21 protein-coding genes and 3 tRNA genes are annotated in these 22,437 nt (G+C 54.8%); 19 read left to right on the top strand and 5 right to left on the bottom strand.

Annotated features, from left to right (window positions below):
• The first annotated feature begins 23 nt into the window (after nt 1-23).
• The gene (orn, locus tag ACSIPU_RS11960) at nt 24-569 is read left to right on the top strand and encodes an oligoribonuclease (RefSeq protein ID WP_004097954.1); all 546 of its coding nucleotides are present in this window, start codon (nt 24-26) and stop codon (nt 567-569) included.
• 41 nt (nt 570-610) lie between these two features.
• Here orn and ACSIPU_RS11955 read toward each other — a convergent pair whose 3' ends face one another.
• On the bottom strand, nt 611-1,342 hold the full coding sequence (locus ACSIPU_RS11955) for an arginine ABC transporter substrate-binding protein (RefSeq protein ID WP_196557777.1): 732 nt from the start codon (nt 1,340-1,342) through the stop codon (nt 611-613).
• A gap of 286 nt (nt 1,343-1,628) precedes the next feature.
• On the opposite strand from ACSIPU_RS11955, the gene ACSIPU_RS11950 reads away from it, so the two are divergent.
• The 3 genes from ACSIPU_RS11950 to ACSIPU_RS11940 all read left to right on the top strand — a co-directional run bounded on the left by ACSIPU_RS11950 (nt 1,629) and on the right by ACSIPU_RS11940 (nt 2,024).
• A tRNA-Gly gene (locus ACSIPU_RS11950) sits at nt 1,629-1,704 on the top strand.
• A gap of 144 nt (nt 1,705-1,848) precedes the next feature.
• Nucleotides 1,849-1,924: transfer RNA gene (locus tag ACSIPU_RS11945), tRNA-Gly, on the top strand.
• A gap of 24 nt (nt 1,925-1,948) precedes the next feature.
• Nucleotides 1,949-2,024, top strand: a tRNA-Gly gene (locus tag ACSIPU_RS11940).
• Between the two features lie 269 nt (nt 2,025-2,293).
• Here the strand turns inward: ACSIPU_RS11940 and queG are convergent.
• Complete coding sequence (queG, locus tag ACSIPU_RS11935; protein WP_004117369.1) at nt 2,294-3,433, bottom strand: tRNA epoxyqueuosine(34) reductase QueG; 1,140 nt, start codon at nt 3,431-3,433, stop codon at nt 2,294-2,296.
• Between the two features lie 13 nt (nt 3,434-3,446).
• Between queG and nnr the strand changes: the two genes are divergently transcribed.
• The 14 genes from nnr (at nt 3,447) to rlmB (ending at nt 19,508) form a co-directional block, all read left to right on the top strand.
• Nucleotides 3,447-4,958 (top strand): bifunctional ADP-dependent NAD(P)H-hydrate dehydratase/NAD(P)H-hydrate epimerase, encoded by a 1,512-nt coding sequence (gene nnr, locus ACSIPU_RS11930; protein WP_196557779.1) that lies wholly within the window; start codon nt 3,447-3,449, stop codon nt 4,956-4,958.
• Entirely contained in the window at nt 4,951-5,412 is a 462-nt protein-coding gene (gene tsaE / locus ACSIPU_RS11925; protein ID WP_004109155.1) for a tRNA (adenosine(37)-N6)-threonylcarbamoyltransferase complex ATPase subunit type 1 TsaE, read from the top strand. Before nnr ends, tsaE begins: the two co-directional genes overlap by 8 nt.
• Before the next feature lie 16 nt (nt 5,413-5,428).
• Nucleotides 5,429-6,760: an N-acetylmuramoyl-L-alanine amidase AmiB gene (gene amiB / locus ACSIPU_RS11920; protein ID WP_196557780.1), complete on the top strand. Its 1,332-nt coding sequence runs from the start codon at nt 5,429-5,431 to the stop codon at nt 6,758-6,760.
• A gap of 10 nt (nt 6,761-6,770) precedes the next feature.
• Nucleotides 6,771-8,666, top strand: a complete 1,896-nt coding sequence (gene mutL / locus ACSIPU_RS11915) for a DNA mismatch repair endonuclease MutL (RefSeq protein WP_105889536.1) — start codon at nt 6,771-6,773, stop codon at nt 8,664-8,666.
• Nucleotides 8,659-9,609 (top strand): tRNA (adenosine(37)-N6)-dimethylallyltransferase MiaA, encoded by a 951-nt coding sequence (gene miaA, locus ACSIPU_RS11910; protein ID WP_163529559.1) that lies wholly within the window; start codon nt 8,659-8,661, stop codon nt 9,607-9,609. Before mutL ends, miaA begins: the two co-directional genes overlap by 8 nt.
• 89 nt (nt 9,610-9,698) lie before the next feature.
• Entirely contained in the window at nt 9,699-10,007 is a 309-nt protein-coding gene (gene hfq, locus ACSIPU_RS11905) for an RNA chaperone Hfq (RefSeq protein ID WP_004097968.1), read from the top strand.
• Nucleotides 10,008-10,082: 75 nt separating this feature from the next.
• A complete protein-coding gene (hflX, locus tag ACSIPU_RS11900) occupies nt 10,083-11,363 on the top strand; it encodes a ribosome rescue GTPase HflX (RefSeq protein WP_004109143.1) in 1,281 nt (426 codons plus the stop codon).
• 65 nt (nt 11,364-11,428) lie between these two features.
• Nucleotides 11,429-12,685, top strand: coding sequence for an FtsH protease activity modulator HflK (hflK, locus tag ACSIPU_RS11895; RefSeq protein ID WP_163529557.1), 1,257 nt, complete (start codon nt 11,429-11,431; stop codon nt 12,683-12,685).
• Between the two features lie 2 nt (nt 12,686-12,687).
• Nucleotides 12,688-13,692 (top strand): protease modulator HflC, encoded by a 1,005-nt coding sequence (gene hflC, locus ACSIPU_RS11890; RefSeq protein ID WP_004109137.1) that lies wholly within the window; start codon nt 12,688-12,690, stop codon nt 13,690-13,692.
• A gap of 335 nt (nt 13,693-14,027) precedes the next feature.
• On the top strand, nt 14,028-14,225 hold the full coding sequence (locus ACSIPU_RS11885) for a DUF2065 domain-containing protein (protein ID WP_004097978.1): 198 nt from the start codon (nt 14,028-14,030) through the stop codon (nt 14,223-14,225).
• A gap of 102 nt (nt 14,226-14,327) precedes the next feature.
• Entirely contained in the window at nt 14,328-15,626 is a 1,299-nt protein-coding gene (locus ACSIPU_RS11880; protein WP_196557782.1) for an adenylosuccinate synthase, read from the top strand.
• A gap of 151 nt (nt 15,627-15,777) precedes the next feature.
• Complete coding sequence (gene nsrR / locus ACSIPU_RS11875; RefSeq protein WP_004097980.1) at nt 15,778-16,203, top strand: nitric oxide-sensing transcriptional repressor NsrR; 426 nt, start codon at nt 15,778-15,780, stop codon at nt 16,201-16,203.
• A 37-nt stretch (nt 16,204-16,240) separates the two neighbouring features.
• A complete protein-coding gene (gene rnr / locus ACSIPU_RS11870) occupies nt 16,241-18,688 on the top strand; it encodes a ribonuclease R (protein ID WP_016809365.1) in 2,448 nt (815 codons plus the stop codon).
• A gap of 88 nt (nt 18,689-18,776) precedes the next feature.
• The gene (gene rlmB, locus ACSIPU_RS11865) at nt 18,777-19,508 is read left to right on the top strand and encodes a 23S rRNA (guanosine(2251)-2'-O)-methyltransferase RlmB (protein ID WP_004109129.1); all 732 of its coding nucleotides are present in this window, start codon (nt 18,777-18,779) and stop codon (nt 19,506-19,508) included.
• 36 nt (nt 19,509-19,544) lie between these two features.
• On the opposite strand, the gene ACSIPU_RS11860 is transcribed toward rlmB, so the two are convergent.
• Entirely contained in the window at nt 19,545-19,907 is a 363-nt protein-coding gene (locus ACSIPU_RS11860; RefSeq protein WP_004109127.1) for a hypothetical protein, read from the bottom strand.
• A 105-nt stretch (nt 19,908-20,012) separates the two neighbouring features.
• Here ACSIPU_RS11860 and ACSIPU_RS11855 point away from each other — a divergent pair, with 105 nt between their 5' ends.
• Nucleotides 20,013-21,650, top strand: a complete 1,638-nt coding sequence (locus ACSIPU_RS11855; protein ID WP_049593779.1) for an isovaleryl-CoA dehydrogenase — start codon at nt 20,013-20,015, stop codon at nt 21,648-21,650.
• Here the strand turns inward: ACSIPU_RS11855 and yjfN are convergent.
• Both yjfN and bsmA read right to left on the bottom strand, forming a co-directional pair.
• On the bottom strand, nt 21,641-21,916 hold the full coding sequence (gene yjfN, locus ACSIPU_RS11850; protein ID WP_026055994.1) for a DUF1471 family protease activator YjfN: 276 nt from the start codon (nt 21,914-21,916) through the stop codon (nt 21,641-21,643). The two genes, ACSIPU_RS11855 and yjfN, sit on opposite strands and share 10 nt — an antisense overlap.
• Before the next feature lie 137 nt (nt 21,917-22,053).
• Complete coding sequence (gene bsmA, locus ACSIPU_RS11845; protein ID WP_004109119.1) at nt 22,054-22,362, bottom strand: biofilm peroxide resistance protein BsmA; 309 nt, start codon at nt 22,360-22,362, stop codon at nt 22,054-22,056.
• Between the last annotated feature and the right edge of the window lie 75 nt (nt 22,363-22,437).

Here is a 22,437-nt window from a genome sequence, read left to right as displayed (position 1 = left end):
ACGTAAGAAGGGTGGAAAATAACATGAGTGCAGATGAAAACAACCTGATTTGGATCGATCTTGAAATGACGGGGCTGGATCCGGAGCGCGATCGCATCATCGAAATCGCCACCCTGGTGACTGACGCGAATCTGAACATTCTGGCGGAAGGGCCGACGATTGCCGTACATCAGTCAGACGCGCAGCTGGCATTAATGGATGAGTGGAACGTGCGTACCCATACCGGTAGCGGACTGGTGGAGCGGGTGAAGGCGAGTACCCAGGGCGATCGTGAGGCAGAACTGGCGACTATCGAATTCCTCAAAAAGTGGGTGCCGGCGGGTAAGTCACCGATCTGCGGCAATAGCATCGGCCAGGATCGCCGATTCTTGTTTAAATATATGCCTGAGCTGGAAGCCTATTTCCACTATCGCTATCTTGACGTCAGTACGCTTAAAGAGCTGGCTCGTCGCTGGAAGCCGGAAATTCTCGACGGCTTTAAAAAACAAGGAACGCATCAGGCGATGGATGATATTCGCGAATCGGTAGCGGAACTGGCTTACTACCGCGAGCACTTCATCAAGCTCTAATGCTTATGCCGGGGCCAGAAGCGCCCCGGTAGTACGTCTGACTATTTAAACCACTTCTGTTCCATCGCCTGGAATTCCGGCGAGGCTTTGACGACATCCAGAGCGGCATTGATATTATTCAGCAGTTCAGGATCATCTTTACGCACCGCAATGGCGTACTGCTTACCGTAGTAGCTGGGATCCGTGGCGCGCTCGTCCATAATCGCGTATTCGGGATTATCCTCGAGCCATTTCGTTAAGGTCTCCTGATCGCCCATCACTCCGCTAATCACACCTTCTTTCAGCGCGTTCAGGGCGCTTTCATCGCTGTCATAAGGCAGCACGTGCACGGCTTTTTGTTTATCACGCAGGTAGTGCTGATGAATGGTGCCCTTTACGACGCCGAGTTTTTTATCTTTGAGATCGGCAAAGGTATGGGCAGCGTCTTTCGCTGTAACTATTGCACCGGAGAGCTCCTGGCGATAGGGATGGCTGAATGCAACCTGCTTTTCTCGCATTGGAATCACTTCAATACCGGCAATCACGGCGTCGAATTTCTTAAAGCGCAGTGCCGGGATGAGAGTATCGAAGCCCTGGGGAGTAAATTTGCATTCGACCTGCATCTGCTTGCACAACGCGTTGGCCAAATCGATATCAAAACCCGTGGGTTGGTTTTTGCCACTGACGGTTTCAAACGGCGGGTTGGCCGTCGTTGTTCCAAAATGTAGCGTTGTTGCCGATGCTGTTCCTGTGGCAAGCATAGCCAGCAGCAGGACGGTAAGCGCTTTTTTCATTTTATTTCCCTGGTTATCATCGTTGTTGACCGTCAGCGGGCGATATCCGCCTGTAAACTTGAGTGATTTTGCGCCTTTAGCGAGCCCGGAAAAAGTCATTTTGCCGCATTTGCTGCTTATTTAGACAAAACAGGCCTGAATGTGGCGATAAAGTGGTCACTTAAATCAAAAACGAAAAAAATTGCTTTCAGGGGGGTTGCAGGTAAATCGAATTCTCGTATAATGCGCCTCCCGTGACGAAGCAGAAATGCAAATCACGACGCCATAGAAATATGGCCAGAAGTTTGCGGGAATAGCTCAGTTGGTAGAGCACGACCTTGCCAAGGTCGGGGTCGCGAGTTCGAGTCTCGTTTCCCGCTCCAAAAATTTGAAAGTACCATCCTAATCACCGGATTTTGAGTTGCAGCAAGGCAGCAACTGAACGAATCTTTAGGAGCTTACTAAAGTAAGTGACTAAAGTGAGTGAAGGCAGCTAACGCAGAAGCGGCTTGAAAGACAAAGATTAAGCGGGAATAGCTCAGTTGGTAGAGCACGACCTTGCCAAGGTCGGGGTCGCGAGTTCGAGTCTCGTTTCCCGCTCCAAAATTTGAAAGTCACCATACCCAAGCGGGAATAGCTCAGTTGGTAGAGCACGACCTTGCCAAGGTCGGGGTCGCGAGTTCGAGTCTCGTTTCCCGCTCCAAATTTCTTCTTATACCTGATTTATCCACAGCGCAATCACGCGCCGGGGATGATTTTCGTCCTGTCCAGAAAATACTGTGAACAGACTTATCCACAGGTTAATCTTTTGCCTTAATCCCGAAAAATACTTCACTATGTAAATAGTATTTATCTATATTGTTGAAATATAATAAGAAAATTTCATTTCAAAGTGTTAACTCGATCGCTTGACGAACGTCTGCATGTTGAAACGCAATGTGTTTTTATTTTTATTCACACCCTGTGAATGAATCAGGCGTCGCGCGGTAACCCTTTTTCAACCACCCTGACCAGCCGTAGCTTTTTCGGTAGTTGCACCTCAATCACATTGGCATTTCTTTTTGCAATTTGCTGCGCAATCGCCCATTCGATATGTTCGTCGAGAAGTGGGTGCTCACCCCGGCGGCTTTCCAGCGCCTGCAGGTTCGCTTCATTCCAGGGCGCATTGCCCAACGCAACGGCGATATTACGCAGCCAGCGCAGATGACCAATACGGCGAATGGCCGATCCTTCCGTCACTTTTAAAAACCAGGGCTCGCTCCAGGCGAACAGTTCTACCAGCGCCGGGGCATGCAGCGCCTGACGCGGGCTGAAATCATCTTCATCGGTTAATTGCGCGAAGCGGTTCCACGGGCAAATCAGCTGGCAGTCATCACAGCCGTATATGCGGTTACCGATCAGCGGACGAAATTCTTCCGGAATAGCGCCTTCCAGTTCGATAGTCAGATAGGAGATACAGCGCCGGGCATCAACGGTATAGGGCTCGACGATGGCGCCGGTTGGGCAGATGGTCATGCAGGCAATGCAGCGTCCGCACTCTTCTTCAACGGGCTGGTCGACGGGAAGAGGGAGATCGATAAGCAATTCGCCGAGGAAAAAGAACGAGCCGGCATCGCGGCTAAGGATGAGTGAGTGCTTACCTGTCCATCCCAGCCCCGCTTTTTCGGCTAAAGGGCGTTCAAGAATCGGCGCGGAATCGACAAAAGGTCTAAAATTGAGCGAAGCACACTGCCCCTGAATCATCTCACCTAATTTTTTCAGGCGATTACGTAACAGCTTGTGATAGTCCCGTCCAAGGGCATAACGGCTAACGTAACCCAACGCGGGATCTTTCAGGGTGCGGGCGAAAGCGGCATTAGCGGGAAGATAGTTCATCCTGACGCTAATCACGCGGAGCGTACCGGGCTGGAGTTCATGAGGTCGCGCGCGCATCATGCCATGACGTGCCATCCACTCCATTTCGCCATGGTATTGTTTATCCAGCCACGCCTGCAGTTTGGGTTCGCTGGCGCTGAGATCGGTATCGGTAATACCGACCTGCTGGAACCCCAGCTCTGTGCCCCATTGTTTGATTTGCTGCGCTAACTGATTGAGATCGAGGGGCTGTGACATGATGGACCATACGATGACGAAAAACGCTGACAGTATACCACATATCATCTGGTCGGCGGATGCGCTACGGCGGGCGGAAAAAGAGGCGGCGGATGCTCTCGGGCTGACGTTATACGAGCTGATGCGTCGTGCGGGCGAAGCGGCTTTTGAACGGGCTTACGAGCACTATCCTGAAAACCGGTGCTGGCTGATTCTCTGCGGTCACGGCAATAACGGCGGCGACGGCTACGTGGTGGCTCGCCTGGCGCAGTCGCGAGGTATTCAGGTCACGCTGCTGGCGCTGGAGAGCGAGAAGCCGCTGCCGGAAGAGGCCAGTACCGCGCGTGAAGAGTGGCTCAACGCTGGCGGTACGATTCATGCCGCCGACATCGCCTGGCCAGAAGATATCACGCTAATTATTGACGGCCTGCTCGGGACCGGATTACAGAGCGCTCCACGGGAAAACGTTGCGGAGCTTATCGCGCGCGTTAATGCCCATCCGGCGCCGGTTGTGGCGCTGGATATCCCCTCAGGTCTGAATGCGCAGACGGGGACAACGCCGGGTGCGGTTATCCAGGCCGCTCATACCATCACCTTTATCGCGCTTAAGCCCGGATTGCTGACCGGCAAGGCTCGCGATGTCGTTGGCCGCTTGCATCACCACGCCCTGGGGCTTGAGGGTTGGCTGGCAGGCCAGACGACGGCACTCAATCGCTTCGATGCCTCGCAGCTTGCCGACTGGCTACCGCCCAGACGCCCAACGTCGCACAAAGGCGACCACGGTAAGCTGGTGATTATTGGCGGCGAACCGGGGACGGCGGGCGCCATACGAATGAGCGGTGAAGCGGCGCTGCGCGCGGGCGCCGGGCTGGTGCGAGTACTGACTCACCGGGACAACATTGCGCCCATTCTGACCGCCAGGCCTGAACTGATGGTCCATGAGCTGACCTCCCGCTCTCTCGAAGAGAGCCTGCAATGGGCGGATGTCGTCGCGATTGGGCCGGGTCTGGGGCAGGGCGAGTGGGGTAAAAATGCGCTGCGCCAGGTGGAGAATTTTCGCAAACCGATGGTCTGGGATGCGGATGCGCTGAACCTGCTGGCAATCAATCCCGATAAACGTCACAATCGCGTGCTGACGCCGCATCCCGGCGAAGCCGCTCGTCTGCTGAACGTGAGTGCGGCAGAAATTGAAAGCGATCGCTTACATTCTGCACAACGTCTGGTAAAACGTTATGGCGGCGTCGTAGTGCTGAAAGGCGCAGGTACGATCGTGGCGAGTGACGCTGGCGAGACGGGTATTATCGATGCCGGCAACGCCGGAATGGCCAGCGGCGGAATGGGCGATGTCCTGACCGGCATAATTGCTGCGTTGTTAGGCCAGCAGCTGACGCCGTATGATGCCGCCTGCGCCGGATGCGTTGTTCATGGCGAAGCCGCCGATCGTCTGGCGGCCAGATACGGCACCCGCGGCATGCTGGCGACCGATCTTTTTTCCACGCTCAGGCGTGTTGTTAACCCGGATGTGATTGACGTAGACCATGATTAATCGAGTGATTCCTTTACCCGACGAGCAGGCAACTCTCAGCCTTGGCAACCGCGTAGCGCAGGCATGCACTGGCGCGACGGTCATCTATTTGTACGGCGATTTAGGGGCGGGTAAGACGACCTTTAGCCGCGGTTTCCTTCAGGCTCTCGGTCACCGCGGCAACGTTAAAAGCCCGACCTATACCCTTGTCGAGCCTTATAGTCTCGATAAGTTGATGGTCTATCACTTCGATCTCTATCGCCTGGCGGACCCTGAAGAGCTCGAGTTTATGGGGATCCGCGATTATTTTACCGACGACGCCATCTGCCTGGTGGAATGGCCGCAGCAGGGTACAGGCGTACTGCCGGAACCGGATGTTGAAATTCACCTTGAATATCAGGCTCAAGGGCGTGAGGCGCGCGTAACTGCGGTCTCCTCATTGGGTGAGTCTTTATTGGCGCGTTTGGCTAATTAGCCTGAAGGACGACGGGATGATGTATCGCTTAACCAGTTGGCTGACCGCCGCACTGATGCTGTTCAGCATTCAGGCCACTGCGGCAAGTTTATCCGATATCCAGGTCTCAAATGGCGATCGGCAGGCCCGTATTACCATAAGTTTTATCGGCGACCCTGAATATTCGTTTAGCCCGCAGGGCAAACGCACCGTCGCGCTGGATATCAAACAGAGCGGCGTACTCCAGGGCTTGCCGCTGCAGTTTAGCGGCAATAATCTGGTAAAAAGCATTCGTTCCGGAGCGCCGCAGGATACCCAGTCGCTGCGTCTGTTGGTGGATTTAACCGCCGACGGCAAAACGCGCGCGGTGAAACAGCAGAACGGTTCTTACTATACCGTGGTGTTTACGATTAATGCCGATGAACCGCCTCCGCCTCCGCCACCGCGTGTCGTGGTGAAACAGGCAGAACGGCCCGTGGCGCAGCCCGTGCGTCCGAGCGAGCCGGCGCGCAACCCGTTTAAAGCCGATAACGACCGCCTGACTGCGGTGACCAGTACGACCAGCGTAACGCGTCCTGCGGCACGTACCGTTTCTACCGACGATAAAGTGATTATCGCCATTGATGCCGGTCACGGTGGCCAGGATCCGGGAGCGATTGGTCCGAACGGCACTAAAGAGAAGAATGTGACCATTGCTATTGCGCGTAAGCTCCGCGCGCTGCTGAATGCCGATCCTCAGTTCAAACCCGTGCTGACGCGCGACGGCGATTATTTCATTTCAGTAATGGGGCGTTCTGACGTCGCGCGTAAGCAAAACGCCAATTTCCTTGTCTCGATTCACGCCGACGCTGCACCGAATCGCGATGCTACCGGAGCATCGGTTTGGGTGCTTTCCAACCGTCGCGCGAACAGCGAAATGGCCGGCTGGCTCGAGCAACATGAGAAACAATCCGAACTGCTGGGCGGTGCAGGCGATGTGTTGGCCAACAGCCAGTCGGACCCTTACCTGAGCCAGGCGGTGCTGGATTTACAGTTCGGCCATTCCCAGCGCGTCGGGTATGATGTGGCGACTAACGTGCTGAGCCAGCTGCAGCGGATCGGCGATTTACATAAGCGTCGTCCTGAACATGCCAGCCTCGGCGTACTGCGCTCGCCGGATATCCCGTCAATCCTGGTGGAAACGGGGTTTATCAGTAATAACGGCGAAGAGCGGCTGCTGGGGAGCGATGCTTATCAACAGCAGGTCGCAGAGGCCATTTATAACGGTCTGCGTAACTACTTTATGCAACATCCTCTACAATCCGCGCCGCGCGGGGCAGCCGCGCAGACTGCCAGCGCAGGTTCGTCAGATGGGACGCTGTTAAATTAAGGAGACGGCCATGCCGATTCAGGTTCTACCGCCGCAGCTCGCCAACCAGATTGCCGCAGGTGAAGTGGTGGAACGACCGGCGTCGGTGGTTAAAGAGCTGGTGGAAAATAGCCTCGATGCCGGGGCGACGCGCATCGATATTGATATTGAGCGCGGCGGCGCGAAGTTAATCCGCATCCGCGATAACGGCTGCGGCATTAAAAAAGACGAGCTGGCGCTGGCGCTGGCTCGCCACGCGACCAGTAAAATTGCTTCGCTTGATGATCTTGAAGCGATAATTAGCCTCGGTTTTCGCGGCGAAGCCCTGGCCAGTATCAGCTCAGTCGCTCGCCTGACGTTGACCTCGCGTACCGAGGATCAGCAGGAGGCCTGGCAGGCCTATGCCGAAGGACGCGATCAGGCGGTAACCGTGAAGCCGGCGGCGCACCCGGTGGGTACGACGCTGGAAGTACTGGATCTGTTTTATAACACCCCCGCCCGGCGCAAGTTTATGCGTACTGAGAAAACCGAGTTTGGCCATATCGACGAGATCGTACGGCGCATCGCGCTGGCGCGCTTTGACGTGACCATTAACCTCAGCCACAACGGAAAGGCCGTGCGCCAGTACCGGGCGGTATCGCAGGATGGCCAGCGCGAACGGCGTCTGGGCGCAATCTGCGGTTTGCCGTTTCTCGAACATGCTCTGGCTATCGAGTGGCAGCACGGCGACCTGACCCTCAGCGGCTGGGTGGCCGATCCTCTGCATACCAATCCGACGCTGGCGGAGATTCAGTATTGCTATGTCAACGGACGGATGATGCGCGATCGCCTGATTAATCACGCGATCCGTCAGGCCTGCGAAGACAAACTGGGCGCCGATCAGCAGCCCGCTTTTGTGCTGTACCTGAAGATAGATCCGCATCAGGTGGATGTGAACGTGCACCCGGCCAAGCATGAGGTGCGTTTTCATCAGTCGCGCCTGGTGCACGATTTTATCTATCAAGGCGTGCTAAGCGTTCTGCAGCAGCAACTGAACGCTCCCCTGGCAGAAGAGGGCGCAGAGCCCGCGCCGCGTCAGGTGCCTGAAAACCGCATTGCGGCAGGCGGCAATCATTTTGCCCAGCCCGCCGTTGCGCGTGAAACTGCCGCTCCCCGTTATCGTGACGAGCCCGTCGCGCCGCGCTTTAATACCAGCACCGGCGGCTCGCGAGAATCCGCTGCCACGGGGTCATCTGGCGGAGCCGGCTGGCCGCATGCGCAGCCAGGTTATCAAAAACAGCAGGGGGCGCTCTATCGCCAACTGCTGGATACTCCGGCCGCGGAGCGAAAACCAAAATCTCCTGCGCCGGTAGCGGAAGGCCTGGCAGGCCATAGCCAAAGTTTTGGCCGCGTGCTGACGATCGTCGATAACGACTGTGCGCTGCTGGAGCGCGATGGCAAGCTTGCGCTGCTGGCCCTGCCGGTTGCCGAGCGCTGGCTACGCCAGGCGCAGCTAACGCCGGGCGCGGAGGCGGTCTGTGCCCAGCCGCTGCTTATCCCGCTGCGGATAAAAGTGTCCGGGGCAGAAAAGGACGCGCTTGAGCAGGCGCAGTCGGCGCTGGCAGAAGTCGGTATTGAACTGCAGTCCGATGCGCACTACGTGACGATCCGCGCAGTGCCTTTACCCTTAAGACAACAAAATTTACAAATCTTGATTCCTGAACTGATAGGCTACCTGGCGCAGCAAAAAACATGCGACGCCGACAATATTGCTCAGTGGATAGCGCGTAATCTGGCGAGCGAACATGCGCAGTGGAATATGGCGCAGGCGATTGCCGTCCTGGCGGATATCGAGCGTTTATGTCCGCAGCTGGTTAAAGCGCCGCCGGGTGGCCTGTTACAACCTGTTGATTTACATTCGGCGATGAATGCCCTGAAAGATGAGTAATGTAACCGAGGCAAGCCTGCCTAAGGCAATATTTTTAATGGGCCCGACGGCCTCTGGTAAAACCGCATTGGCTATCGCCCTGCGTAAAGTTTTGCCAGTAGAGTTGATTAGCGTTGATTCAGCCCTAATCTATCGAGGGATGGATATCGGTACGGCCAAGCCCGATGCCGCGGAGCTGAGCGCTGCGCCGCATCGCCTGCTGGATATTCTGGACCCGGCCGAGGCTTATTCCGCGGCGGATTTCCGTCGCGATGCGCTGGCAGAGATGGCTGATATGGTTGCGGCCGGGCGTATTCCGCTACTGGTTGGCGGAACAATGTTGTATTTCAAAGCGTTGCTGGAAGGATTGTCGCCTTTGCCTTCGGCAGATCCGCAGGTCAGAGCGCGGATTGAGCAACAGGCCGCAGAGCAGGGATGGAACGCGTTACACCAGCAGCTACAGGAAATAGATCCCGTTGCCGCAGCGCGTATTCATCCAAATGATCCGCAAAGACTTTCCCGAGCACTGGAAGTTTTTTTCATTTCGGGTAAAACTTTAACGGAGCTGACGCAAACGTCAGGTGATGCTCTGCCGTATAAGGTGCACCAGTTCGCCATCGCCCCGGCGAGCCGTGAACTGCTCCATCAGCGCATAGAACAGCGTTTTCATCAGATGTTGGCTTCAGGTTTTGAAGCAGAAGTGCGGGCGCTTTTTGCCCGGGGAGATTTGCATACGGATATGCCTTCCATTCGTTGTGTCGGATATCGCCAGATGTGGTCTTACCTTAATGGCGAGATCCCGTATGATGAAATGGTTTATCGAGGTGTTTGCGCCACGAGACAGTTAGCTAAACGTCAGGTTACCTGGCTGCGCGGTTGGGAAGGTATTCACTGGTTAGACAGTGAACAACCTGAACAAGCGTTCAACAAAGTATTACAGGTTGTTGGTGCTAGCCTGGACTGAACGTGTACAATTGAACGGTATCGTGCGTAATTTTTAAGAATCGTAAGGTTCTGAGTACAAAACAAGCATACATATAAGGAAAAGAGAGAATGGCTAAGGGGCAATCTTTACAAGATCCGTTCCTGAACGCTTTGCGTCGGGAACGTGTTCCGGTTTCTATTTATTTGGTGAATGGTATTAAGCTGCAAGGGCAAATTGAGTCTTTCGATCAGTTCGTGATCCTGTTGAAAAACACGGTCAGCCAGATGGTCTATAAGCACGCAATTTCTACCGTTGTTCCGTCTCGCCCGGTGTCACACCACAGCAACAATGCTGGCGGCGGTACTAACAACTATCACCACGGTGGTGGTGCGCAGGGTTCTTCTGCACCGCAGCAAGACAGCGAAGACGCCGAATAAGGCAGATGCTGTTTTTCCACGTCGGGGAGCCAGGTTTTCTGCGTTCCCCGCTGGTATTTTATAAGGGGTTTACGCTTGTTTGACCGTTATGATGCCGGTGAGCAGGCGGTACTGGTACACATCTATTTTTCGCAAGACAAAGATATGGAAGATCTCCAGGAGTTTGAAACTCTGGCCTCTTCCGCCGGTGTCGAAGCAATGCAGGTGATTACCGGTAGCCGTAAAGCACCGCACCCGAAGTATTTTGTTGGTGAAGGTAAAGCTGTCGAAATTGCGGAAGCCGTAAAAGCGACCGGTGCATCGGTCGTGCTCTTCGATCATGCCCTGAGTCCGGCGCAGGAACGAAATCTCGAACGCTTATGCGAATGTCGGGTTATCGATCGCACCGGCCTGATTTTAGATATTTTTGCCCAACGAGCGCGTACCCACGAAGGGAAACTGCAGGTTGAGCTGGCGCAGCTGCGCCACATGGCGACTCGCCTCGTTCGCGGCTGGACCCACCTTGAAAGACAGAAAGGCGGGATTGGTTTGCGCGGCCCGGGTGAAACCCAGCTCGAAACTGACCGCCGATTGCTGCGTAACCGTATTATGCAGATCCTGTCGCGACTGGAAAAAGTTGAAAAACAGCGCGAGCAAGGACGGCGGTCACGGGCCAAAGCCGATATTCCCACCGTGTCGTTGGTCGGTTATACCAACGCCGGTAAATCCACGCTGTTCAATCAGATAACTGAAGCTGAGGTCTATGCAGCGAACCAGCTGTTCGCCACTCTGGATCCGACGCTGCGCCGCATCGATGTCCCTGATGTTGGCGAAACCGTGCTGGCGGATACCGTAGGTTTCATTCGTCATCTGCCGCACGATCTGGTGGCCGCGTTTAAAGCGACTCTCCAGGAGACGCGCCAGGCGACGCTGCTGCTGCATGTCATTGATGCGGCGGATGTTCGCGTGCAGGAAAATATTGACGCAGTAAATACGGTACTCGCGGAAATCGAGGCCGATGAGATCCCGGCGCTGCTGGTCATGAATAAAATCGACATGCTGGATGATTTTGAGCCGCGTATCGATCGGGATGAAGAAAACAAACCGATTCGGGTCTGGCTTTCCGCCCAGACCGGGGTTGGCGTACCGCTGCTTTTTCAGGCTTTGACGGAACGGCTCTCTGGTGAAGTGGCTCAGCATACGCTGCGCCTGCCGCCGCAGGAAGGCCGGTTGAGAAGCCGATTCTATCAGCTTCAGGCGATAGAGAAAGAGTGGATGGAGGATGACGGTAGCGTTGGTCTGCAGGTGCGCATGCCGATCGTTGACTGGCGTCGCCTCTGTAAACAAGAGCCAGCGCTGGTTGAATACGTGATTTGACCTTGCAGCTTGCCTGAAGATATTAACCCCTGTGGGGATATCAAAAACAAATATGGAGCATATACATGGCGTGGAATCAGCCCGGTAATAACGGACAGGACCGCGACCCGTGGGGAAGCAGCAATAACCAAGGCGGCAACTCTGGGGGAAATGGCAACAAAGGTGGTCGCGAGCAGGGACCTCCCGATCTGGATGATATCTTCCGTAAGCTAAGTAAAAAACTTGGCGGCCTGGGCGGCGGAAAAGGTGGACTGGGCGGCGGTAGCGGCTCACAGGGACCACGCGGGCCTATGGGCGGACGTATCGTCGGCATCGTTGCCGCCGCTGCGGTTATTATCTGGGCAGCCAGCGGTTTCTATACCATTAAAGAAGCTGAACGTGGCGTCGTCACTCGCTTTGGTAAATTTAGCCATCTGGTTGAGCCTGGCCTTAACTGGAAACCCACCTTCATTGATAACGTTCAGGCGGTTAACGTTGAGTCGGTGCGCGAACTGGCGGCCTCTGGCGTCATGCTGACGTCAGACGAAAACGTCGTGCGCGTTGAGATGAACGTACAGTACCGCGTGACCGACCCGGAACGCTATCTGTTTAGCGTGACCAGCGCTGACGACAGCCTGCGTCAGGCAACCGACAGCGCGCTGCGTGGCGTTATTGGTAAATACACGATGGACCGTATCCTGACCGAAGGGCGTACCGTCATTCGTAGCGATACCCAGCGTGAGCTGGAAGAGACGATTCGTCCGTATAACATGGGTATCACCCTGCTGGACGTCAACTTCCAGACGGCGCGTCCGCCGGAGGAAGTGAAAGCCGCATTTGATGATGCGATTGCCGCACGTGAAAACGAACAGCAGTACATTCGTGAAGCGGAAGCTTACACCAACGAAGTTCAGCCACGGGCTAACGGTCAGGCGCAGCGTATCCTTGAAGAGGCTCGTGCGTACAAGACCCAGACCGTTCTTGAAGCGCAGGGTGAAGTGGCTCGCTTTGCAAAAATTCTGCCTGAGTATAAAGCGGCTCCGGAAATCACCCGCGAGCGTCTGTATATCGAAACCATGGAAAAAGTGCTGAGCCATACTCGCAAAGTGCTGGTTAACGATAAGGGGAACAACCTGATGGTTCTGCCTCTGGATCAGATGCTGAAAGGCGCTGGCGCGCCAGCGGCAAAGAGTGATAGCAGTGGCGCAAGCGATCTGCTGCGTCTGCCGCCTGCATCCAGCTCAAGCAGCGCCAGTAACGCTTCTACCTCTACGGGAGGCACCATTATGGACCAACGCCGCGCCAACGCGCAGCGTAACGACTACCAGCGTCAGGGGGAATAACGATGCGTAAATCTGTTATCGCGATAATTGTCATCGTGCTGGTGGTGCTCTATATGTCCATCTTTGTTGTCAAAGAGGGCGAGCGCGGTATCACGCTGCGTTTTGGTAAAGTTCTGCGCGACGATGAAAACAAACCGCTGGTGTATGCGCCTGGCCTTCACTTCAAGATTCCATTTATTGAATCCGTGAAGATGCTCGATGCGCGTATTCAGACGATGGACAATCAGGCCGACCGCTTTGTTACCAAAGAGAAAAAGGACCTGATCGTTGACTCCTATATCAAGTGGCGCATCAGCGACTTTAGCCGTTACTACCTGGCTACCGGCGGTGGTGACGTCTCCCAGGCCGAAGTACTGTTGAAGCGTAAATTCTCCGACCGTCTGCGTTCTGAAATTGGTCGTCTGGATGTGAAAGACATCGTGACCGACTCCCGCGGTCGTTTGACCCTGGAAGTGCGCGATGCCCTGAACTCAGGCTCTGCGGGCACAGAAGATGAAGTCAGTACGCCGGCTGCCGATGATGCAATTGCCAAAGCGGCGGAGCGAGTTGAAGCAGAAACGAACGGTAAGGTTCAGGTGATCAACCCGAACAGTATGGCGGCGCTGGGTATTGAAGTCGTCGACGTTCGTATTAAGCAGATCAACCTGCCTGCTGAAGTGTCTGAAGCGATCTACAACCGTATGCGCGCTGAGCGTGAAGCGGTAGCTCGTCGCCATCGCTCACAGGGTCAGGAAGAAGCTGAAAAACTGCGCGCGACTGCGGACTATGAAGTCACCAAAACGCTGGCGGAAGCCGAGCGCCAGGGGCGTATCCTGCGCGGTGAAGGCGATGCGGAATCCGCAAAACTGTTTGCTGATGCATTCAGTCAGGATCCAGGATTCTACGCCTTTATCCGTAGCCTGCGTGCGTACGAGAACAGCTTCAAGAGCAATCAGGACGTGATGGTTCTCAGTCCGGACAGTGATTTCTTCCGCTATATGAAATCTCCAGCGGCAGCGACTCGCTGATAAGCAATGAGTATGCAAAAAGGCGTCCATCGGGGCGCCTTTTTTACATGATGAAAGCGATTAATTACCGCGGTGTTTTTTATTCAATGAACCCACGGATGCTACGTTTTGCGAGAATGCTTCATTTATAAAACCAGCGCTTAATTCATTATCTTCGTTTCTGGGGTTAGTACGCTAATCGATCATTGAAATTAAGAAAAAACAGGTTGTTATGTATTTCATTTCATAAAGCCGGTTCATAACATTGATGAAATAGCGGAGAATGTGAAGTGAGTGCAACTCAACGCGAGTGAGCGACTGGTGCTGTACTGGCTGCATTTAAATAAAGGTGAATAATGAACTCAACAATCTGGTTGGCACTGGCGCTGGTTTTAGTACTTGAAGGGCTTGGACCGCTGCTTTATCCCCGCGCATGGCGCCGTATGGTCGCCACGATGAGCCAGCTACCGGATAATTTATTACGCCGCTTTGGCGGGGGACTTGTGGTTGCCGGCATCGTCATCTACTACATGTTGAGGAAAACGATTGGCTGAGCGCAAAGTAGACTAATTTACCGTCTTTTGAGTGCAAAAAGTGCTGTAACTCTGAAAAAGCGATGGTAGAATCCATTTTTAAGCAAACGGTGATTTTGAAAAATGGGTAACAACGTCGTCGTACTGGGCACCCAATGGGGTGACGAAGGTAAAGGGAAGATCGTCGATCTCCTGACTGAACGGGCTAAATATGTTGTGCGCTATCAGGGCGGTCACAACGCCGGCCATACTCTCGTAATCAACGGTGAAAAAACCGTCCTCCATCTCATTCCATCAGGAATTCTTCGTGAGAATGTCACCAGCATCATCGGTAACGGTGTGGTGCTGTCTCCGGCTGCGCTGATGAAAGAGATGAAAGGTCTGGAAGACCGTGGTATCCCTGTTCGCGAGCGTCTGCTGCTTTCTGAAGCTTGTCCGCTTATCCTCGAATATCATGTTGCGCTGGATGTTGCGCGTGAGAAAGCGCGCGGCGCGAAAGCTATCGGTACGACCGGTCGCGGTATCGGCCCGGCTTACGAAGATAAAGTGGCTCGCCGCGGTCTGCGCGTTGGCGATCTGTTTGATAAAGCTACCTTCGCTGACAAACTGAAAGAGGTGATGGAATATCACAACTTCCAGCTGGTGAATTTCTATAAAGCTGAAGCGGTTGATTACCAGAAAGTTCTGGATGACGTGATGGCGATTGCCGACATCCTGACCTCCATGGTGGTTGATGTTTCCGATCTGCTTGACCAGGCGCGTAAGCGTGGCGATTTCGTCATGTTTGAAGGCGCGCAGGGTACGCTGCTTGATATCGACCACGGTACCTATCCGTACGTAACGTCTTCCAACACCACCGCAGGTGGCGTGGCGACCGGCTCCGGTTTGGGCCCGCGTTATGTTGATTACGTTCTGGGTATTATCAAAGCCTACTCTACTCGCGTAGGCGCAGGCCCGTTCCCGACTGAGCTGTTTGATGAAACCGGCGAGTTCCTGTGTAAACAGGGTAACGAGTTTGGCGCCACCACCGGCCGTCGTCGTCGTACCGGTTGGCTGGATGCCGTTGCGATACGCCGCGCGGTGCAGATTAACTCCCTGTCTGGTTTCTGCCTGACTAAGCTTGACGTCCTGGACGGCCTGAAAGAAGTTAAAATCTGCGTTGCCTACCGTATGCCGGATGGCCGTGAAGTGACCACCACTCCGCTGGCTGCCGACAACTGGGAAGGTATTGAGCCGGTTTATGAAACAATGCCGGGCTGGTCTGAAACCACCTTCGGTGTGAAAGAGCGCAGCGGTCTGCCGCAGGCAGCGCTGAACTACATCGCCCGCATTGAAGAGCTGACCGGCGTACCGGTTGATATTATCTCTACCGGTCCTGACCGTACCGAGACGATGATTCTGCGCGATCCTTTCGACGCATAATTATCTCCAGGGGCGCCGTTCAGGCGCCTCTTGTTTTTGCTGTTCGCCCGCCCCATTTAAATAAATTAGCGGCCTGAGCGCTGGCTGGTTTATCATCAATAGTAATTACGTCTACCGACGCACTCTGTTTTTCTTTTCCCTGAGGTTGATTGTGCAGTTAACGAGTTTCACTGATTACGGACTACGCGCGCTGATTTATATGGCGTCGCTGCCGGATGGAAGAATGACCAGTATCTCCGAAGTGACGGAGGTTTACGGCGTTTCCCGTAATCATATGGTTAAGATAATCAATCAGCTGAGCCGCGTGGGTTATGTGACGGCGGTTCGGGGAAAGAACGGCGGAATTCGTCTGGGGAAACCGGCAAATATGATTCGCGTGGGTGATGTGGTTCGCGATCTGGAGCCGCTCTCTTTAGTCAACTGCAGCAGTGAATTTTGCCATATTACGCCCGCCTGTCGTCTGAAACAGGCGCTTGCTGAAGCCGCGCAAAGTTTTCTCAAGGAACTGGATAACTACACGCTGGCCGATTTGGTTGAAAAGAATCAACCGCTTTATAAATTATTACTGGTGGAGTGACGTAAACTTCACTGGAGATGACAACGGAGGAACCGACATGTCACAAGATCCTTTCCTGGACCGCGAATCTGAAAAATACGCTAATCCAATCCCGAGCCGGGAATTTATCCTCGATCATTTAGCAAAACGTGAAAAACCGGCCAGCCGAGATGAGCTGGCAATTGAGCTGAATATTGAAGGCGAAGAACAACAAGAAGCATTGCGCCGCAGACTGCGCGCAATGGAACGCGATGGTCAACTGGTCTTTACGCGTCGTCAGTGCTATGCGCTGCCGGAACGTCTCGATCTGCTAAAGGGGACCGTTATTGGCCACCGCGACGGTTATGGCTTCCTGCGCGTTGAAGGCCGTAAAGATGACCTTTATTTGTCGTCCGAGCAGATGAAAACCTGCATTCACGGCGATCAGGTACTGGCGCAGCCGTTAGGCGCCGACCGTAAAGGCCGCCGGGAAGCGCGTATCGTCCGCGTGCTGGTGCCCAAAACCAGCCAGATCGTGGGCCGCTACTTTACCGAAGCGGGCGTAGGCTTCGTTGTGCCTGATGACAGCCGCTTGAGCTTCGATATCCTGATTCCTCCCGAAGAGATCATGGGCGCGAGGATGGGCTTTGTAGTGGTAGTTGAGCTGACCCAGCGTCCAACCCGGCGCACCAAAGCGGTCGGCAAAATTGTTGAGGTCCTCGGCGACAACATGGGTACCGGCATGGCGGTCGATATGGCCCTGCGCACCCATGAAATCCCCTACGTCTGGCCGCCAGCAGTAGAAAAACAGGTTGCTGGCCTGAAAGAGCAGGTACCGGAAGAAGCGAAAGCCGGTCGCGTGGATTTGCGTAATCTGCCGCTGGTTACTATTGATGGCGAAGATGCCCGTGACTTTGATGATGCCGTGTACTGCGAGAAGAAACGCGGCGGCGGCTGGCGTCTGTGGGTGGCGATTGCCGATGTGAGCTACTACGTGCGTCCTGGCACGCCGCTGGATGGCGAGGCGCGCAGCCGCGGCACCTCGGTCTACTTCCCGTCGCAGGTCGTTCCCATGCTGCCTGAAGTACTCTCTAACGGCCTGTGCTCACTGAATCCTCAGGTCGACAGACTCTGTATGGTTTGTGAAATGACGATTTCGGCTAAGGGTCGTCTCACCGGCTTCAAATTCTACGAAGCGGTGATGAGCTCTCATGCCCGTCTGACCTATACCAAAGTCTGGCATATGCTGCAGGGCGATCGGGATCTGCGTGAGCAGTACGCGCCTTTGGTCAAGCACATTGAAGAGCTACACAACCTCTACAAAGTGCTGGACGGCGCGCGTGAAGAGCGTGGCGGTATCTCATTTGAGAGTGAAGAAGCTAAATTCATCTTTAATGCTGAACGTCGTATTGAACGTATTGAGCAGACTCAGCGTAACGACGCGCACAAGCTGATTGAAGAGTGCATGATCCTGGCGAACATTTCCGCGGCGCGCTTCGTTGAGAAGGCCGAGGAGCCGGCGCTGTTCCGTATCCATGACAAACCAAGCACCGAAGCGATTACCGCATTCCGTTCGGTTCTTGCAGAGCTGGGGCTTGAGCTGCCTGGCGGCAACAAGCCGGAGCCGCGCGACTATGCGCAATTACTGGAGTCTATCGCCGACCGTCCTGACGCTGAGATGCTGCAAACTATGCTGCTGCGCTCGATGAAACAGGCAGTATACGATCCGGAAAACCGCGGCCACTTTGGTCTGGCGCTGCAATCTTACGCTCACTTTACTTCGCCGATTCGCCGCTATCCTGACCTGTCGCTGCATCGCGCGATCAAGTATTTACTGGCGAAAGAGCAAGGGCATAAAGGTAATAGCACTGAGACCGGCGGCTGGCACTACAGCATGGATGAGATGCTGCAACTGGGGGCGCACTGTTCGATGACCGAGCGCCGTGCTGATGAAGCGACGCGCGATGTCTCGGACTGGTTGAAGTGTGATTTCATGTTGGATCAGGTCGGTAACGTCTTTAAGGGCGTGATTGCCAGCGTGACCGGCTTTGGTTTCTTCGTACGTCTTAATGAACTATTTATCGATGGTCTGGTGCACGTCTCTTCCCTTGATAACGATTACTACCGTTTCGACCAGGTAGGACAGCGTCTGATCGGTGAATCCGGCGGTCAAACCTATCGTCTGGGCGATCGCGTTGAAGTACGCGTTGAAGCGGTGAATATGGATGAGCGTAAAATTGATTTCTCGCTTATCTCCAGCGAGCGCGCCCCGCGCAACGTCGGTAAGACCGAGCGTGAAAAGGCGAAGAAAGGGGCGGCAGGTAAAGCTTCCGGACGTCGCCGCCAGGCTGGTAAGCAGGTAAACTTCGAGCCGGATAGCGCATTCCGTAAACCGAAAGGTCAATCCCAGCCGAAGGCCGCTCAGCCAAAAGGCGAGAAGAAAGCGAAGAAGCCGTCGGCGAAAACCCAAAAGATAGCTGCTGCGACCAAAGCCAGGCGCGCGGCGAAAAAGAAAATAGCTGAGTAATGAGATTTCCTTTACCCTGGCTTCTTGCGTTATTCCGCAGTGGTCGGGGTGAAGGGAACTGATAACAGAACCTAAAACGAGTAGATAAATGAGTGAAATGATTTACGGCATCCACGCGGTGCAGGCACTGCTGGAGCGCGCACCTGAGCGTTTTCAGGAAGTCTTTATTCTGAAAGGCCGTGAGGATAAGCGCCTTATGCCGCTGATCCATGCTCTGGAAGCACAGGGCGTAGTGATTCAGGTCGCCAGCCGCCAGTTTCTCGATGAGAAAAGCGAAGGCGCCGTTCATCAGGGAATTATTGCCCGCGTGAAGCCCGGACGTCAGTATCAGGAGAACGATCTGCCGGATCTGATCGCTTCTCTCGATCAGCCATTCTTTTTGATCCTCGACGGCGTGACCGATCCGCACAACCTCGGCGCCTGTTTGCGTAGCGCTGATGCTGCAGGCGTACATGCGGTGATTGTGCCCAAAGATCGCTCCGCGCAGCTGAATGCCACGGCGAAAAAAGTCGCCTGCGGCGCGGCGGAGAACGTTCCGCTCATTCGCGTCACCAACCTGGCACGCACCATGCGTCTGCTGCAGGAAGAGAACGTCTGGATCGTCGGTACCGCGGGTGAAGCCGACCATACGCTGTTCCAGAGCAAGATGACCGGTTCGCTGGCGCTGGTGATGGGCGCGGAAGGTGAAGGCATGCGACGCCTGACCCGCGAGCACTGCGACGAATTGATCAGCATTCCGATGGCCGGCAGCGTCTCGTCGCTGAACGTATCGGTCGCCACCGGGATTTGCCTGTTTGAAGCGGTGCGTCAGCGCAGCTAATCTCTTCTTCCTGTATAAGCCATTCTCCGGGATGGCTTATCTTCGTCTTGCCTGTTCATCTTCTCGTTCCGTCTGACGGGCGATTTCCAGACCTCTTTCCACATAGTTCAATAGCTGGCTTAAGGATAACGCCTCTCCTGGTTCATCTCCCGTTTGCTCGATGAATTTAAGCTGCGCGCCCCGATTTTTTAATATCTTGATGAGATTGAGAAAATTTCCAACAGGATTCTGCTCTTCAAGGATATCGTCGCAAATTTTGCTTTCATCAAATGAGGTAACGTAGCCCGAAGCGTTCAGGTTCTGCTTGATGGCGTTAATCGCCAGATGGGGTAGATGCCGACGGATAAGCGGAATATAGGTCAGTGCGTTTTCCCGATCTTCAATAATTAAATGAATCATGAAATTCCCTTTCAGATTGTGAGAGAACTTTATAACAGAGTTCTCTGACGGAAAGTGCGCCGTTGTCCATACTTATCGGCAGAGCCATTGAAGGAGGGAAACATCATGCACTGGCAAACTCATACCGTATTTAATCAACCCGCGCCGCTGTGTAACAGCAACTTATTCCTGTCCGATACCGCCCTGCGTGAAGCCGTTGTCCGCGAAGGCGCGGGCTGGGATGGCGATCTGCTGGCGAGTATTGGCCAACAGCTGGGGACGGCAGAATCGCTGGAGCTGGGGCGTCTGGCTAACGGTAATCCGCCGGAACTATTGCGCTATGATGCGACGGGATCGCGGCTTGACGATGTTCGTTTCCATCCCGCCTGGCATCTGCTGATGCAAGGATTATGCGCTAACCGGGTGCATAACCTTGCCTGGCAGGATGACGCTCGCGAAGGCGCCTTCGTTGCCCGCGCTGCCCGCTTTATGCTGCATGCGCAAGTCGAGGCGGGAACCCTGTGCCCCGTCACGATGACCTTTGCCGCTATTCCAATGCTGCAGCGCTCCTTACACGGGGCTTTTAGCGACTGGCTATCGCCGCTCCTAAGCGATCGCTACGATCCGCATCTGGCGCCGGGTAACCAGAAGCGAGGGCTGCTTATCGGAATGGGGATGACGGAAAAGCAGGGGGGATCCGATGTCCTGAGCAACACGACGCGTGCGGAAAAAACCGCCGAAGGCTTTTATCATCTTATCGGTCATAAATGGTTTTTCTCGGTACCGCAGAGCGATGCTCATCTGGTGCTGGCGCAGGCGCCGGCGGGACTCTCTTGCTTTTTTGTCCCGCGCCTGCTGCCGGACGGTCAGCGTAACGGCGTACGCCTGGAAAGGCTGAAAGATAAATTAGGTAACCGCGCGAACGCCAGTGGCGAGGTTGAGTTTTACAATGCTTGCGGCTGGCCGATCGGGGAAGAGGGCGATGGCATCCGTCAGATTCTTAAGATGGGGGGCCTGACCCGCTTTGACTGCGCGCTGGGCAGCCATGCGCTGATGCGCCGGGCTTATTCAGTCGCCCTGTATCATGCTCTGCAGCGCCAGGCATTTGGCAAAAATCTGGTCGATCAACCGATGATGCGTCAGGTTCTGGGGCAAATGGCGCTGCGGCTGGAAGGGCAAACCGCCTTTCTGTTCCGCCTGGCGCGTGCCTGGGACAGACGCGGTGATGCGCAGGAAGCGCTGTGGGCAAGGCTTTTCACGCCCGCGGCAAAATTTGCGGTCTGCAAATCCGGGATCGCCTTCGTCGCTGAAGCGATGGAGGTGCTGGGGGGATCGGGCTATTGCGAAGAGAGTGAACTACCGCGTTTGTACCGCGAAATGCCGGTAAACAGTATCTGGGAAGGTTCCGCTAATATTATGTGCCTGGACGTGATGCGTGTACTGATGAAGCAGCCGGCGGCGCTTGAACTACTGGCGGCGGAGTGCGCGGAAGTGAAAGGGCAAAACCGTCATTTCGATCGCGCATGGCGGCAGTTGCAGCAATGGTTGCGGCGACCTGTGGAAGCGCAGGGGCGGGAAATTACCCGGCTGGTCTATAGGCTGGGCGCTGGCGCGCAGGTATTACGCGTTGCTTCACCGCCGTTGGCGGAAGCCTGGTGCCGTATGATGCTCGACACGCGCGGCGGCATGCGTCTGGACGAGCAGACGCTGGACGACTTGCTGCTACGGGCAATGGGGCGTGGACGTCAGGCGCCTCAGGCATAGAGAATGGCCTGTACCCGCCAGTTATCCGGCTGCTGCTCTTCGTACATCTGGACGATGCGATACCAGGACGCGCCCTGCTCATCGGCCTGCAAGGCGATAGCATGTTCAACGTCCTGCTGGCTGCCGGAAATATTGTTAACGCAAATCAGGCCAATTTCGTTCAGGCCAGTCACGCAGTCAGCGCTGGCAAACTCCGCTGACTGCGCGGAAGTATTGGCCGTGACGGTGGTCAACATCAGGCTGGGTAGGGAAAAATTTCGTTTCATCGTCAGCTCCATTTCACATAGTCCTGAGGGCAGTCCGTTGCTAACGTTCTGCCAGGTTACAGCTGGCCGAACGTTATTATGCACAGGAGAACGTGAATGGGCGCAAAGCAGTGTAAAGCTCGCTTAAAGATTGACCGCTATTTACGGTACAAAATCGCCTGCGAATACCACTGGCCGGGAACCATGGTGTCATCAATCATAATGATGACGTAGTAATCCGCCTTAGCTGCTTCAGCTTTGACTTTTAGCGCAGCCTCGACATCCATCGGTGAGCCGTACTTTAAGACACTCACCGTGCCCATCTTCTGCAAGCCCATCGTCTGATTACGTTGGATCTCTTGCGGATGGTCGGTTGCTGGCGGCGGCGCTTCTGGCGTCCCTTGTAGCGCACTACAGCCGCTTAAAGCGATAGCCAATAGCCAGGGTATAAACCTACGCATAGCCATATCTCGTTTCCTGATAGTCATAGTGTAGTGGTAGCCTGAATCTCATTTCTGGGGAATGTTCCCAAATTGTTATCC

Origin of the sequence: Klebsiella sp. HN106 (genome assembly GCF_051209435.1) — a bacterium.
GTDB classification, from domain to species: domain Bacteria; phylum Pseudomonadota; class Gammaproteobacteria; order Enterobacterales; family Enterobacteriaceae; genus Klebsiella; species Klebsiella oxytoca.
This window is presented reverse-complemented; position numbering and strand designations above follow the sequence as displayed.

What these genes read in the sequence shown, in the direction of transcription:
- yjfN (WP_026055994.1), bottom strand. Translation starts at nt 21,916, where the DNA reads ATGAAACGAAATTTTTCCCTACCCAGCCTGATGTTGACCACCGTCACG.
- nnr (WP_196557779.1), top strand. Translation starts at nt 3,447, where the DNA reads ATGACGAAAAACGCTGACAGTATACCACATATCATCTGGTCGGCGGAT.
- orn (WP_004097954.1), top strand. Translation starts at nt 24, where the DNA reads ATGAGTGCAGATGAAAACAACCTGATTTGGATCGATCTTGAAATGACG.
- queG (WP_004117369.1), bottom strand. Translation starts at nt 3,433, where the DNA reads ATGTCACAGCCCCTCGATCTCAATCAGTTAGCGCAGCAAATCAAACAA.
- miaA (WP_163529559.1), top strand. Translation starts at nt 8,659, where the DNA reads ATGAGTAATGTAACCGAGGCAAGCCTGCCTAAGGCAATATTTTTAATG.
- tsaE (WP_004109155.1), top strand. Translation starts at nt 4,951, where the DNA reads ATGATTAATCGAGTGATTCCTTTACCCGACGAGCAGGCAACTCTCAGC.
- hflK (WP_163529557.1), top strand. Translation starts at nt 11,429, where the DNA reads ATGGCGTGGAATCAGCCCGGTAATAACGGACAGGACCGCGACCCGTGG.
- ACSIPU_RS11855 (WP_049593779.1), top strand. Translation starts at nt 20,013, where the DNA reads ATGCACTGGCAAACTCATACCGTATTTAATCAACCCGCGCCGCTGTGT.
- rlmB (WP_004109129.1), top strand. Translation starts at nt 18,777, where the DNA reads ATGAGTGAAATGATTTACGGCATCCACGCGGTGCAGGCACTGCTGGAG.
- hflC (WP_004109137.1), top strand. Translation starts at nt 12,688, where the DNA reads ATGCGTAAATCTGTTATCGCGATAATTGTCATCGTGCTGGTGGTGCTC.
- mutL (WP_105889536.1), top strand. Translation starts at nt 6,771, where the DNA reads ATGCCGATTCAGGTTCTACCGCCGCAGCTCGCCAACCAGATTGCCGCA.
- bsmA (WP_004109119.1), bottom strand. Translation starts at nt 22,362, where the DNA reads ATGGCTATGCGTAGGTTTATACCCTGGCTATTGGCTATCGCTTTAAGC.
- ACSIPU_RS11880 (WP_196557782.1), top strand. Translation starts at nt 14,328, where the DNA reads ATGGGTAACAACGTCGTCGTACTGGGCACCCAATGGGGTGACGAAGGT.
- ACSIPU_RS11955 (WP_196557777.1), bottom strand. Translation starts at nt 1,342, where the DNA reads ATGAAAAAAGCGCTTACCGTCCTGCTGCTGGCTATGCTTGCCACAGGA.
- amiB (WP_196557780.1), top strand. Translation starts at nt 5,429, where the DNA reads ATGATGTATCGCTTAACCAGTTGGCTGACCGCCGCACTGATGCTGTTC.
- ACSIPU_RS11885 (WP_004097978.1), top strand. Translation starts at nt 14,028, where the DNA reads ATGAACTCAACAATCTGGTTGGCACTGGCGCTGGTTTTAGTACTTGAA.
- ACSIPU_RS11860 (WP_004109127.1), bottom strand. Translation starts at nt 19,907, where the DNA reads ATGATTCATTTAATTATTGAAGATCGGGAAAACGCACTGACCTATATT.
- rnr (WP_016809365.1), top strand. Translation starts at nt 16,241, where the DNA reads ATGTCACAAGATCCTTTCCTGGACCGCGAATCTGAAAAATACGCTAAT.
- hfq (WP_004097968.1), top strand. Translation starts at nt 9,699, where the DNA reads ATGGCTAAGGGGCAATCTTTACAAGATCCGTTCCTGAACGCTTTGCGT.